Genomic DNA, 12,426 nt, shown 5'->3' on the forward strand with positions numbered 1-12,426 from the left:
GCGATCCTGTCGATGCCGCTCGCGGTTCGTCAGCCGGGCGCCATGAACGCGGCGAGGGCGCCCGTTATGGCGCCCTCGTCAGGCCAAACACCTGCGGGACAGCCGGAATCAGCCTGCCTTGCCTTGCTTGGCGACAGCGGCCTGCGCGGCCGCGATGGCTTCCGGATCGCCCAGATAGTAGTGCTGGATGGGCTTCAGGTTTTCATCGAGTTCGTACACGAGCGGCACGCCGTTCGGGATGTTCAGCCCGACGATGTCCTGATCGGAGATGTTGTCCAGATACTTGACCAGCGCGCGGATCGAGTTGCCGTGCGCCGAAATCACGACCTGTTTGCCGGACTTGATGGCGGGTGCGATCGATTCGTTCCAGATCGGCAGGACGCGGGCGACCGTGTCTTTCAGGCATTCGGTGAGCGGCAACTGTTCGCGCGGCACCTTCGCGTAACGCGGATCGTTGTACGACGCACGCTCGTCGCCCGGTTCGAGCGCGGGCGGCGGCGTGTCGTAGCTGCGGCGCCAGACGAGCACCTGATCGTCGCCGTACTTCTTCGCGGTTTCTGCTTTGTTCAGGCCCGCGAGCGCGCCGTAGTGGCGTTCGTTCAGGCGCCACGAATGCACAACCGGGATATACATCTGATCCATCTCGTCCTGGACGTGCCACAGCGTGCGGATGGCGCGCTTCAACACCGACGTATACGCGATGTCGAACTGGTAGCCCGCCTCCTTCAGCAGCACGCCTGCCTGGCGCGCCTCACGGTTGCCCTGCTCGGTCAGGTCGACGTCGACCCAGCCGGTGAAGCGGTTTTCCTTGTTCCACGTCGATTCGCCGTGGCGGATGAGCACTAGCTTGTACATGATTTCGGTCGGTCAGTTGGAAAAGCGGTGCGCCGATCGCACCCCGTCATGCTGCCCGAACGGGCGGGGTGTCGCCATCGGCCGGACGGCAGAGGCCATCGCGGGAAACGGTTATTTTATAATGCCCCGATTGCGCCCATTTCCCTTTCTTCCTTTCCTACTAAATTTCGGCGGCCCTCGACGTGAAGTTTTTCACTGATTACACGAATATTGCACTTATCGTCATCGCGCTGGTTTCCGGCGCGCTGCTCCTTTGGCCCGCCGTCACGCGGCGCGGGCGCGGCGGCATTTCGGCCGCCGAAGCCACGACGCTCATCAACCGGCGCAACGCCGTGGTTGTCGATTTGCGGCCCGCCGCGGAATTCGCGAAGGGACATCTGCCGTCTGCACGAAATATCGAAGCCACGGAGCTTCAAGCAAAAATCGGCCAGATCGCGAAGAATAAGAGCAATCCGGTCGTGCTCGTTTGCCAAACCGGTCAAGAATCGCAGCGTGCGAGCCGCACCGTGTCCGAGGCGGGTTACGCCGAGGTCCACGTTTTGCAAGGCGGAGTGGACGCCTGGCAAAAAGCCGGCATGCCGGTGGTGAAACAAGGAGCAGTCAAGTGAAAAAAGTGGTGATGTACAGCACGGTCGTGTGCCCGTATTGCCAGATGGCCGAACGTCTTTTAAAGTCCCGCGGCGTCGAAACGATCGAGAAGATCCTGATCGATCGCGAGCCGGGCCGGCGCGAGGAAATGATGACGCGCACCGGACGGCGGACCGTGCCGCAGGTGTACATCGGCGAGACGCACGTCGGCGGCTACGACGATCTGTCCGCGCTCGATCGAAAGGGCGGCCTCGTGCCGCTGCTCGAATCGGCCTGACACATGCATACTCGCGGCGCGCGATTCGACACGAACGCGCGCCGCATACCGGATTACCTAGGAAATCAAAATGTCTGACGAGAACAACCAGCCGTTTTTCAACATCCAGCGCATCTATTTGAAGGACATGTCGCTGGAGCAGCCGAATTCGCCGGCTATCTTCCTCGAGCAGGAAATGCCGTCGGTCGAAGTCGAAGTCGACGTGAAGGCCGACCGCCTCGCGGAAAGCGTCTTCGAAGTGCTGGTCACGGGCACGGTCACGGCGAAAGTCACCGACAAGGTCGCATTCCTGATCGAAGCCAAGCAGGCAGGCATCTTCGACATCCGCAACATTCCGGCGGAGCAGATCGATCCGCTCGTCGGCATCGCGTGCCCGACCATTCTGTTCCCGTACCTGCGCTCGAACATCGCCGACGCGATCACGCGCGCCGGTTTCCCGCCGATCCACCTCGCGGAGATCAACTTCCAGGCGCTGTACGAGCAGCGTATCGCCCAACTCGCGAGCGCCCAGGAAGGCGCGGCGAACGGCGCGACGCACTGACCTGACTCTGCCGGACCGGAGCCGAGCATGAAAGTAGCCGTTCTCGGCGCCGGCGCATGGGGCACCGCGCTCGCGGGCCACCTCGCGACCCGGCACGACACGAAGCTCTGGGCGCGCGACCCCGCGCTCATCGAATCACTTTCCCGCACGCACGAAAACACGCGCTATCTCGAAGGCGTGACGCTGCCGCACGCGCTCGCATTCGAGACCGATTTCGCCGCGGCGCTCGCGCATGCATCGGCGAATGACGCGCTGTGCGTCGTCGCGACGCCGGTCGCGGGCCTGCGCGCGCTGTGCCGTTCGATGCGCGACGCCGGCGTCGTACCGGCGCATATCGTCTGGCTGTGCAAAGGCTTCGAGGCGGATACGCAGTGTCTGCCCAACGAGGTCGTCGCGGCCGAATTGCCCGAGCATCGCAGCAACGGAACGCTGTCCGGACCGAGCTTCGCGCGCGAAGTGGGACAAGGCTTGCCGGTCGCGCTGACGGTCGCGAGCGCATCGGCGGAACTGGGCGCGCGCACGGTCGCGGCGTTCCATCATGGCGCGATGCGTATCTATACCGGCGACGATGTCATCGGCGTCGAAGTCGGCGGCGCGGTGAAAAACGTGCTCGCAATCGCGACGGGCATTTCCGACGGCCTCGGTCTCGGCCTGAACGCCCGCGCCGCGCTCATCACGCGCGGGCTCGCGGAGATGTCGCGCTTAGGCGTCGCGCTCGGCGGCCGCGCGGAGACTTTCACCGGGCTAACCGGCCTCGGCGATCTCATCCTCACCGCGACGGGCGATCTGTCGCGCAATCGCACTGTCGGCATGCAACTCGCCAGCGGACGCACGCTCGAGGAGATTCTCGCGGCGCTCGGCCATGTCGCGGAAGGCGTGCGATGCGCGCGCGCCGTGCTCGGGCTCGCGCATTCGCGCGGAATCGAGATGCCGATCACGCAGGCGGTATGCCGGGTGCTCTTCGATAACGTGACGCCGCGCGATGCCGTGCAGGCGCTTCTCAGTCGGGACGCAAAAGCAGAGTAATCGGAGGCGTGTGTGCGTAGGCCCAGGCTCGAAGCGCTGAAAGTCGATATCACCACGCTCGAAGTCGATGCCATCGTCAACGCGGCGAACAAATCGCTGCTCGGCGGCGGCGGAGTAGACGGGGCGATTCATCGCAAGGCCGGCAAAGGCCTGCTGCGCGAGTGCGAGACGCTCGGCGGCTGCGAAACCGGCGACGCGAAAATCACGCGCGGCTACGAGCTTCCCGCGAAGCACGTCATTCATGCGGTCGGGCCGCGCTGGAGCGGCGGCAAGAAGAACGAGCCCGAATTGCTCGCGAGCTGTTACCAGCGCTCGCTCGAACTCGCTCGGGAAGCGGGCTGCGAGTCGATTGCGTTCCCGGCCATCAGTTGCGGCATCTATCACTTTCCCCATGATGAAGCCGTGAAGATCGCGGTGCGCACGGTCATCGACACCTTGCCTTCCACGCCCGCCGTTCAGCGTGTCGTCTTTGCATGCTTTCAGGACAACATGCTCGCGCTCTATCGAGCCGAACTCGAAGCGGCAAAGGCTCAAGCGCCGCCTTCGAATCCCGCCTGACGCCACGCCTCGAACGTCACGATCGCCACCGTATTCGACAAATTCAGGCTGCGATTACCCGGCCGCATCGGCAGGCGCACGCGCTGTTCCGTCGCAAAGTGCGCCAGCAATTCGGGCGCGAGGCCGCGCGTCTCCGCGCCGAACACGAACCAGTCGCCCGGCCTGAACGCGTGATCGAAGAACGGCGTCGAGCCGCGCGTCGTGAACGCGAACATGCGCGTGGCGTCGGGTGTTTCCTTCGCGATGAAGGCATCCCAGTCCGCATGCACGTTCATTTCGGCGTACTCGTGATAGTCGAGGCCGGCGCGGCGCATCTTCGCGTCGTCGAGCGGAAAGCCGAGCGGCTCGATCAGATGCAGACGCGCGCCCGTGTTCGCGCACAGGCGGATCACGTTGCCGGTGTTCGGCGGGATTTCGGGTTCGACGAGTACGACGTTGAACATGGATTGCTTCTAATAAAGGTGATTAATCTTTAGGCGTGCGCAGCGCCACGAAATTGCTGACACGCCGCGCGCCGGCGAGCTTCAGCGTGCGAGCAAGCGCGTCGAGCGTCGCGCCCGATGTCATCACATCGTCGACGACGCCGACATGCGTGCCGCGCACATCGCCCGAGACGGCGAACGCGCTCGCAACATTGCGGCGGCGCGTTTCGCGATCGAGCCGCGATTGCGCCGACGTATGCCGGACCCGCGCGATCATCGATGCGTGGGCGGGCACGCGCATCATGCGTGCGAGCGGACGCGCGATGGCCCACGCCTGGTTGTAGCCACGCGCGATGAGCCGTTCGCGCGAGAGAGGCATCGGCACGATCACATCCGGCGCGGGCAGATCGCTGTCCTCGAAACGCGCATGCAGATGCCGCGCGAATGCCTCGCCCGCGGCGAGCCGCGCACGAAACTTCAACTCGACGGCGAGCGTGTCGAGGGGCGCGCGATAGTCGGCGAGCGCGAGCGTGTCGTTGAACGCGGGCGGCGCTTCGAGGCACGCGGCGCAGTGCACGCGCAGGTCTTCGCGCTCGCGTCGCATCGCGGATGCCGCCAACGGCAGCGCGCACGTCGCACAGCGCAAGCGCGGCTCATTCCAGTACTGCGCGTCGCAACCATCGCACAGCAGTGCTTGCGACAAATTGCCGCATAACGCGCACTGGCTCGGCAGCGCGCACGCGACGAGCCGTTTTGCCGCCGACGCGAATCCGCGAGCGCGTGCCGTGACGGGCGTCCGGAAGGGAAGGCGAATGCTGTCGGCTTTCATGACTGCTGAATCGGAAAAATCGCGGCTCGATGCGCTAAACACGCGCATTCATTGCGCCTCACGAAGCGTTTATGCCTCGTATCAGCACTTCGCATGGGTCGTTTTCGAGACGACCGAGTATACTTCGCACTCTCCGCAAAAAGATCGACATGTCCCCGACATCCCCTAAAACTAGCCGTCCGGCCTATGATCCGCGCCGTTTGCGCGCGATCTTCGACGGTCGCGCCGCCGCCTTCGACGAGGTCGCGTTCCTGACACGCGAGATCGCGGAGCGCATGCGCGAGCGGCTCGAATACATCAAGGTTGCGCCGATGCGCGTCCTCGATGCGGCGTGCGGCGGCGGGGCGGACCTGGCCGGTTTGCGGGAACGCTTTGCAGAGGCGTCGGTGACCGGCATCGACATCTCGTCCGCGATGCTCGCGCGCGCGCGCGCCGCCGAAGCCACGGACGCGGACAACGGCGCGGGATGGCGCCGCTTTCTTCCTTCGACGCTCGCCAAGGCGTTCGGCGCACGCGGCCCGCAACTCGCGCAGGCGGATTTTTCCGCGCTGCCGTTCGCATCGGGCGCGTTCGAACTATTGTGGTCGAATCTCGCGCTGCACTGGCATGCGCGGCCCGACCTCGTTTTTCCCGAATGGCAGCGCGTGCTCAAGGTGAACGGCTTGCTGATGTTCAGCACGTTCGGCCCCGATACGCTGCGCGAGCTTCGCGCCGCGTATCGCGAAGCGGAGCGGACGCTCGGGCTCGCGCCGCAAGCGCATACGATCGATTTCGTCGACATGCACGATCTCGGCGACATGCTCGTCGAAAGCGGCTTCGAAATTCCGGTGATGGATCAGGAAGTGCTGACGATCACGTACAAATCGCCTGAATCGCTGTTCGCGGACGTGACGCGCTGGGGCGCGTATCCGTTCGAGCGCGCGTTCGACGAAGGCCATGCGGACGCCAAGGCCGTGCGCGGCGCGGTGCATCAGGCGCTCGAAGCGCTGCGCCGCGACGACGGCACGATCCCGCTGACCTTCGAAGTGATCTACGGGCATGCGTGGAAGGCGGTGCCGCGCACGACAGCGGACGGGCACGGCATCGTCCGTCTTGAAGACATTGGACGAGGCTCGAGACCGAAACGCTGAATCGGTAAAGAGCACAGTTGTTATGTCTGAAATTTGCGCAAGAAAAGCGCGCAAAAAGGTGCGTCAAAAAGGCGCAGAAGCTTGTGGCGCTTGGCTTTGCGAGGTTACGACCCTTGCTTGTGGATGCCACCCAAGACGCCTATAATGCGTCAGTTTGTCGCCCGGACCGACACAAATTTGGGCGAAATCCGAGCAAATGTGTGTGATTGCGTGCGGATTGATGGAGGCAGCGATGCAAGCCAGCCAGACGCTGACGGAGTCCGAGCCGGTCATCAAGGACTGGCTGATGAAGCGAAACTGCTCGGTCTCGCCGCGTCAGTTCGTGGGCTTCTATGTGTCGCTTGCGCTGTTTTCGCTGGCAATCGCAACGCCGCTGTTTCTGAACGGCGCCTGGCTGGTGCTGCCGTTCACCGGAATCGAGTTGGCGGTCGTGGGCATCGCGTTTCTGATCTACGCGCGCCATGCGGTCGACTACGAACGGATCCGGCTGTATCAAAACCGGTTGTTGATCGAACAGATGAACGCCGAAGAGCTGACGCAGTTCGAGTTCAATCCGCGTTGGGTGCGGGTCGAAGCGGGCGCGACGCCGAGAGAGCCGCTCACGATCGTATCGCGCGGTCAATCGGTGAAAATCGGACAACACCTTGCACAGCATCGTCGCAAACAATTTGCTGCCGAGTTACAGGCGTCGCTGAGACGTCTATGAGAGGAGCCGGCGGGTGCGATGCCACGGGGGTCGAGGGTTTGAATGGAAAATTTGGGTAAGGATGCTATGAAAACAATCAAGCGAGCCCTCTCGGGCGTGCTGGCGGCAGGCGCACTGCTTTCCGCCGGTGCAGCCCTGGCGGTCGAAAACAGTCCAGGCGGTCCCGCTGTCAACGAGATCAACTTCCAGCAGCCTGTGACGAAGATCGCCGAGGAGCTCTACGGCCTCCATATCTTCATGCTCATCATCTGCACCGTCATCTTCATTGGCGTGTTCGGGGTGATGTTCTATTCGCTCTTCAAGCATCGCAAGTCGAAAGGCTTCAAGCCGGCCAACTTCCACGAAAGCACCACGGTCGAAATCATCTGGACGATCGTGCCGTTCATCATCGTCATTCTGATGGCGCTGCCGGCAACCAAGGCCGTCGTCGCGATGAAGGACACGTCCAACGCCGATCTCACCGTCAAGGTCACGGGCTATCAGTGGAAGTGGGGCTACGACTACGTGAAGGGTCCGGGCGAAGGCATCAGCTTCCTCTCGACGCTCTCCACGCCGCGCAGCGAAGTGAACGGTCAGAAGCCGATCTCGACGCTGTATCTGCAGGAAGTCGACAACCCGCTCGTCGTGCCGGTCGACAAGAAGATCCGCATCATCACGACGGCGAACGATGTCGTTCACTCGTGGTACGTCCCGGCATTCGGCGTGAAGCAGGATGCGATTCCGGGCTTCGTGCGCGACACGTGGTTCAAGGCCGAGAAGGTGGGCACGTATCGCGGATTCTGTACGGAACTGTGCGGCAAGGAGCACGCGTACATGCCGGTGGTCGTCGAAGTGCTGTCGGCCGATGACTACGCAAAGTGGGTCGACGGGCAAAAGAAGAAGATGGCCGCCGGCCAGGACGATCCGCTCAAGACGTACACGAAGGACGAACTGATGGCGCGCGGCCAGCAGGTTTACACGTCGAACTGCGCGGTTTGCCACCAGCCGACCGGCAAGGGCGCGGGCCAGTTCCCGGCGCTCGACGGCTCGAAGATCGCGAACGGTTCCATCGCCGAGCATCTGAATATCGTGCTGCACGGCAAGGCCGCGATGCCGCCGTGGCAAGGTGTGTTGAACGACGTCGAGATCGCGTCGGTCGTCACGTTCGAGCGTAATAGCTGGAGCAACCACACCGGCGATCTGCTGCAACCGAAGCAGGTCATCGACGCCAAGGCGGGCAAGATGCCCGAAGGCGGCGGCAATGCGGCGGCGGCATCGGCGCCGGAAGCGGCGAGTGCCGCGCCCGCGGCGGCCGAAGCGAGCGCGCCGGCTGCATCGGGTGCGCAGGCGTCGCAAGCCGCCGGGCTGCCCGCCAGCATCTATTTCGAGACGGGCAAGGATTCGCTGCCCGCCGACGCGAAGAGTGCGGTGGACGCCGCGGCGGCCTACGCAAAGGCGCATCCGGACGCGAAGATCGCGTTGTCGGGATTCACCGATGCGACCGGCAACGCCGACCAGAACGCCGATCTCGCCAAGCGCCGCGCGCAAGCCGTGCGCGACGCGCTGAAGGCAGCGGGCGTGTCGGAAGACCGCATCGTGTTGAAGAAACCGGAAACCATCACGGGCGGCGCCGATAACAAGGAAGCCCGTCGCGTGGAAATCAGTCCGGCTGCTTGACGTGCCGAGCGTGGCGCTTTCCTTCGCCGGACGGCAACGGAAAGTCCCACGCGTCATTGCCAAGTGCCCCGAGTATTCGCTTTAGGAGATGATTGTCATGTCTAGCATCGGACACGATGTAGGCGCAGGTCACGACCACGCGCACGACCATGCGCACGAGACGCCGCATGGCTGGCGCCGGTGGCTCTTCGCTACCAACCACAAGGACATCGGTACGCTGTACCTGTTGTTCTCCTTCATCATGTTCCTCTCCGGAGGCGTGATGGCGCTCGGCATCCGTGCCGAGCTGTTCGAGCCGGGCCTGCAGATCATGCGTCCCGAGTTCTTCAATCAGCTGACCACCATGCACGGCCTCATCATGGTGTTCGGCGCGATCATGCCGGCGTTCGTCGGTTTCGCGAACTGGATGGTGCCGCTGCAGATCGGCGCATCGGACATGGCGTTCGCGCGGATGAATAACTTCAGCTTCTGGCTGCTGCCGGCTGCCGCGGTGCTGCTCGTCGGCTCGTTCTTCGTGCCGGGCGGCGCAACCGCCGCGGGCTGGACGCTGTACGCGCCGCTCTCCACGCAGATGGGCCCCGGCATGGACTTCGCAATTTTCGCGGTCCACATCATGGGCGCGTCGTCGATCATGGGCGGCATCAACATCGTCGTGACGATTTTGAACATGCGCGCGCCGGGCATGACGCTCATGAAGATGCCGATGTTCGCGTGGACGTGGCTCATCACCGCGTACCTGCTGATCGCCGTGATGCCGGTCCTGGCGGGCGCGATCACGATGGTGCTGTTCGACCGTCACTTCGGCACGTCGTTCTTCAACGCGGCGGGCGGCGGCGATCCGGTGATGTACCAGCACATCTTCTGGTTCTTCGGTCACCCCGAGGTGTACATCATGATCTTGCCGGCGTTCGGGATCGTGTCGCAGGTGATTCCGGCGTTCTCGCGCAAGCCGCTGTTCGGCTATAGCTCGATGGTGTACGCGACGGCATCGATCGCGATCCTGTCGTTCATGGTGTGGGCGCACCACATGTTCGCGACCGGCATGCCGGTGACGGGCCAGCTCTTCTTCATGTACGCGACGATGCTGATCGCGGTCCCGACGGGCGTGAAGGTGTTCAACTGGGTGGCGACGATGTGGCGCGGCGCGCTGTCGTTCGAAACCCCGATGCTGTTCGCGATCGGCTTCCTGTTCGTGTTCACGATGGGCGGCTTCACGGGCCTGATCCTGTCGATGGCGCCGCTCGACATCCAGATGCACGGCACCTATTACGTCGTGGCGCACTTCCACTACGTGCTGGTGGCGGGTTCGCTCTTCGCGTTGTTCGCAGGCTGGTACTACTGGGCGCCGAAGTGGACCGGCTGGATGTACAACGAGATGCGCGGGAAGATCCACTTCTGGGCGTCGATGATCTTCTTCAACATCACGTTCTTCCCGATGCACTTCCTGGGTCTCGCCGGCATGCCGCGCCGTTATGCGGACTACCCGGCGCAGTTCACGGACTTCAACCAGGTCGCGACGATCGGCGCATTCGGCTTCGGCCTCGCACAGGTGTACTTCCTGTTCGCGGTCGCGCTGCCGACGTATCGTGGCGGCGGCGAGCTGGAGAAGGCATCCGACAAGCCGTGGGATGGCGCGGAAGGCCTCGAATGGACCGTGCCGAGCCCGGCGCCGTTCCATACGTTTGAAAATCCGCCGACGGTCGAATAAATAGCATCGAGGTTTGCAAGGCTTCCGCCACGGAAGTCTTGCAGCCGGCAAGCAGAGAAAGCATGGCCCCGAATCCACAAAAAAGACGCACGCCCGAGGAAATACGCGCGGGTAACAAGCGGCTCGGAATCATCATGGTGTTGGTTGCCGCCGTCTTCTTTCTGGGTATCGTCGTCAGGCAATACCTGTTGTCGCGAGGGTAGGAAAGCAACGTGTCCACTCAGCAGGAAAATTCGCATGTCGACCGGTCGTTCAACCGGTCGATGCTGGTCAAGCTCTTCGTCGTCGCCGCGCTGATGTTCGGCTTCGGCTTTGCACTCGTGCCGATGTACCGCGCGATCTGCCAGATCACCGGCATCAACAACCTCGTGCAGAAGGACGTCGGCGCGCGCGAGGCGAAGAACACGCAAGTGGACATGAGCCGCTCGATCTCGATCGAATTCGATGCGAACGCGCGCGGCCCGCTGAAGTTCAAGCCGGAGCCGAACTCGCTGGACATCCATCCCGGCGAAGTGATGACGGTCATGTACGACGTGACCAACGAGCAGAATCGCACGGTGAACGCGCAGGCGATTCCGAGCTATGCGCCGAAGCAGGCCACCGAGTATTTCAAGAAGATCGAATGCTTCTGTTTCACGCAGCAGACGCTCGCGCCGAACGAGACCAAGCGCATGCCGGTCGTGTTCGTCGTCGATCCGAAGCTGCCGAAGGATGTGAAGACGATCACGCTGTCGTACACGTTCTTCGAGCTGAACACGCCGAAGTCGGTGGCGAAGGGCTCGTGACGGTCATGAGCGCGGATACGCCGAAAAAGGGCGGTTTCTTCAAGCTCATCAAGGCGGTGTGCTGGTCGTTTTTCGGCGTGCGCCGCCGGGCCGACCTGGAGAGCGACGCCGCGCAGTTGAATCCGCTGCATCTGATCGCGGCGGGCATCATCGGGGCGGTGCTGTTCATCGTCGTGTTGTTGCTGATCGTGCGCGCGGTAGTGGGATAGACGGAAAACGCCGGGCGTCGCGCGAAGCGCTGCAGCCGGCGGCAAAAGAAAATTCAAGCAACTGGATCGAAGTGGAGAATCAACAATGAGCGGTCAAAACGAGAGCCCGTACTATTTCGTGCCGCATCCGTCGCGGCATCCGGTGATGGCTGCAACTGGCTTGCTGATCATGCTCGCCTCGCTGGCGTCGTGGGTGAACGGCCATAGCTTCGGGCCCGCCGGCACGTTTATCGGCTTGCTGTTCGTGCTGTTCGTGCTGTGGCACTGGTTCGGCGACGCCATCTCCGAATCCGAAGGCGGCATGTACGGCAAGCGTGTCGATGTGTCGTACCGCTGGAGCATGAGCTGGTTCATCTTCTCCGAAGTGATGTTCTTCGCGGCGTTCTTCGGCGCGCTGTTCTACGCGCGCGCCATCGCGATGCACGAACTCGGCAGCCTCGACTACAAGCTGATCTGGCCGGACTTCACCGCCGTGTGGCCGAACAACGGCCCCGCCGCGCTCGTGCCGCATTTCCGCGCGATGGTGCCGTGGCCCCTGCCGACCATCAACACGGCGCTTCTGCTGTCTTCCGGCGCGACGCTGACGGTGGCGCACCACGCGCTGCGCGAAGATCATCGCAAGAAGGCGATCATCTGGCTGGGCGCGACTGTTCTGCTCGGTATCATCTTCCTGTTCTGCCAGGGCTACGAGTATTTCCACGCGTACAACGAACTCAACCTGACGCTCAACTCCGGCGTGTACGGCTCGACGTTCTTCCTGCTGACGGGCTTCCACGGTTTCCACGTGTTCCTCGGCGGCACGATGCTGGCAGTGGTGATGTTCCGGCTGATTCGCGGTCACTTCACGGCGGAGCACCACTTCGCGTTCGAGGGCGCCGCGTGGTACTGGCACTTCGTCGACGTCGTGTGGCTGGGTCTGTACGTCGTCGTCTACTGGCTGTAAGGAATATCGACGCGGGCGCGCGCGATGCGCCGTCCGCGATGCAAGGCCGGCGGCGACGCCGGTCCGAGAGCATAGAAGCAGTGATCAACACGCCGCCCTCGATGTCTCAAGGGGCGGCGTTGTCGTTTGAAGAGGCGGTGCGTTTTAGCGCCGCGCGCGACAATTCGCCTCGCGGGGCGAGGCGCGCGTTGCG

16 protein-coding genes are annotated in these 12,426 nt (G+C 63.2%); 13 read left to right on the forward strand and 3 right to left on the reverse strand.

Annotated elements, in window-relative coordinates; genetic code table 11:
• Positions 1 to 108: 108 nt before the first annotated feature.
• Positions 109 to 855: a 2,3-diphosphoglycerate-dependent phosphoglycerate mutase gene (gene gpmA, locus NCT05_RS02120; RefSeq protein ID WP_008351782.1), complete on the reverse strand. Its 747-nt coding sequence runs from the start codon at positions 853 to 855 to the stop codon at positions 109 to 111.
• Between the two features lie 182 nt (positions 856 to 1,037).
• Here gpmA and NCT05_RS02125 point away from each other — a divergent pair, with 182 nt between their 5' ends.
• The 5 genes from NCT05_RS02125 to NCT05_RS02145 all read left to right on the forward strand — a co-directional run bounded on the left by NCT05_RS02125 (position 1,038) and on the right by NCT05_RS02145 (position 3,845).
• Complete coding sequence (locus NCT05_RS02125; protein WP_008351781.1) at positions 1,038 to 1,463, forward strand: rhodanese-like domain-containing protein; 426 nt, start codon at positions 1,038 to 1,040, stop codon at positions 1,461 to 1,463.
• A complete protein-coding gene (grxC, locus tag NCT05_RS02130) occupies positions 1,460 to 1,720 on the forward strand; it encodes a glutaredoxin 3 (protein WP_008351780.1) in 261 nt (86 codons plus the stop codon). The genes NCT05_RS02125 and grxC overlap by 4 nt, the downstream gene beginning before the upstream one ends.
• Before the next feature lie 70 nt (positions 1,721 to 1,790).
• On the forward strand, positions 1,791 to 2,261 hold the full coding sequence (gene secB / locus NCT05_RS02135; RefSeq protein WP_008351779.1) for a protein-export chaperone SecB: 471 nt from the start codon (positions 1,791 to 1,793) through the stop codon (positions 2,259 to 2,261).
• Between the two features lie 27 nt (positions 2,262 to 2,288).
• Positions 2,289 to 3,287, forward strand: a complete 999-nt coding sequence (locus NCT05_RS02140) for an NAD(P)H-dependent glycerol-3-phosphate dehydrogenase (protein WP_250501684.1) — start codon at positions 2,289 to 2,291, stop codon at positions 3,285 to 3,287.
• A 12-nt stretch (positions 3,288 to 3,299) separates the two neighbouring features.
• A complete protein-coding gene (locus tag NCT05_RS02145; RefSeq protein ID WP_250501685.1) occupies positions 3,300 to 3,845 on the forward strand; it encodes an O-acetyl-ADP-ribose deacetylase in 546 nt (181 codons plus the stop codon).
• Here the strand turns inward: NCT05_RS02145 and trmL are convergent.
• Positions 3,818 to 4,288, reverse strand: a complete 471-nt coding sequence (gene trmL, locus NCT05_RS02150) for a tRNA (uridine(34)/cytosine(34)/5-carboxymethylaminomethyluridine(34)-2'-O)-methyltransferase TrmL (protein WP_008351775.1) — start codon at positions 4,286 to 4,288, stop codon at positions 3,818 to 3,820. The two genes, NCT05_RS02145 and trmL, sit on opposite strands and share 28 nt — an antisense overlap.
• A 22-nt stretch (positions 4,289 to 4,310) precedes the next feature.
• Positions 4,311 to 5,096 (reverse strand): ComF family protein, encoded by a 786-nt coding sequence (locus NCT05_RS02155; RefSeq protein WP_175979761.1) that lies wholly within the window; start codon positions 5,094 to 5,096, stop codon positions 4,311 to 4,313.
• 149 nt (positions 5,097 to 5,245) lie between these two features.
• On the opposite strand from NCT05_RS02155, the gene NCT05_RS02160 reads away from it, so the two are divergent.
• The 8 genes from NCT05_RS02160 to NCT05_RS02195 all read left to right on the forward strand — a co-directional run bounded on the left by NCT05_RS02160 (position 5,246) and on the right by NCT05_RS02195 (position 12,233).
• The gene (locus tag NCT05_RS02160; protein WP_250501686.1) at positions 5,246 to 6,226 is read left to right on the forward strand and encodes a methyltransferase domain-containing protein; all 981 of its coding nucleotides are present in this window, start codon (positions 5,246 to 5,248) and stop codon (positions 6,224 to 6,226) included.
• A 232-nt stretch (positions 6,227 to 6,458) separates the two neighbouring features.
• Positions 6,459 to 6,932, forward strand: coding sequence for a DUF2244 domain-containing protein (locus NCT05_RS02165; protein WP_008351769.1), 474 nt, complete (start codon positions 6,459 to 6,461; stop codon positions 6,930 to 6,932).
• Positions 6,933 to 6,974: 42 nt separating this feature from the next.
• Positions 6,975 to 8,588 carry a cytochrome c oxidase subunit II gene (gene coxB, locus NCT05_RS02170; protein ID WP_008351767.1) on the forward strand — a complete coding sequence of 538 codons (1,614 nt, stop codon included), beginning with the start codon at positions 6,975 to 6,977 and terminating at the stop codon, positions 8,586 to 8,588.
• A 97-nt stretch (positions 8,589 to 8,685) separates the two neighbouring features.
• Positions 8,686 to 10,296, forward strand: coding sequence for a cytochrome c oxidase subunit I (ctaD, locus tag NCT05_RS02175; protein WP_008351764.1), 1,611 nt, complete (start codon positions 8,686 to 8,688; stop codon positions 10,294 to 10,296).
• Positions 10,297 to 10,358: 62 nt separating this feature from the next.
• Positions 10,359 to 10,499, forward strand: a complete 141-nt coding sequence (locus tag NCT05_RS02180) for a cytochrome oxidase small assembly protein (protein ID WP_008351762.1) — start codon at positions 10,359 to 10,361, stop codon at positions 10,497 to 10,499.
• A gap of 9 nt (positions 10,500 to 10,508) precedes the next feature.
• Positions 10,509 to 11,081 carry a cytochrome c oxidase assembly protein gene (locus NCT05_RS02185; RefSeq protein ID WP_250501687.1) on the forward strand — a complete coding sequence of 191 codons (573 nt, stop codon included), beginning with the start codon at positions 10,509 to 10,511 and terminating at the stop codon, positions 11,079 to 11,081.
• 5 nt (positions 11,082 to 11,086) lie between these two features.
• Complete coding sequence (locus tag NCT05_RS02190; RefSeq protein ID WP_008351758.1) at positions 11,087 to 11,290, forward strand: DUF2970 domain-containing protein; 204 nt, start codon at positions 11,087 to 11,089, stop codon at positions 11,288 to 11,290.
• 85 nt (positions 11,291 to 11,375) lie between these two features.
• Positions 11,376 to 12,233 carry a cytochrome c oxidase subunit 3 gene (locus NCT05_RS02195; protein WP_008351755.1) on the forward strand — a complete coding sequence of 286 codons (858 nt, stop codon included), beginning with the start codon at positions 11,376 to 11,378 and terminating at the stop codon, positions 12,231 to 12,233.
• Positions 12,234 to 12,426 lie beyond the last annotated feature (193 nt).

This window comes from Caballeronia sp. AZ7_KS35, assembly GCF_023631045.1.
Classification (GTDB): Bacteria; Pseudomonadota; Gammaproteobacteria; order Burkholderiales; family Burkholderiaceae; genus Caballeronia; species Caballeronia zhejiangensis.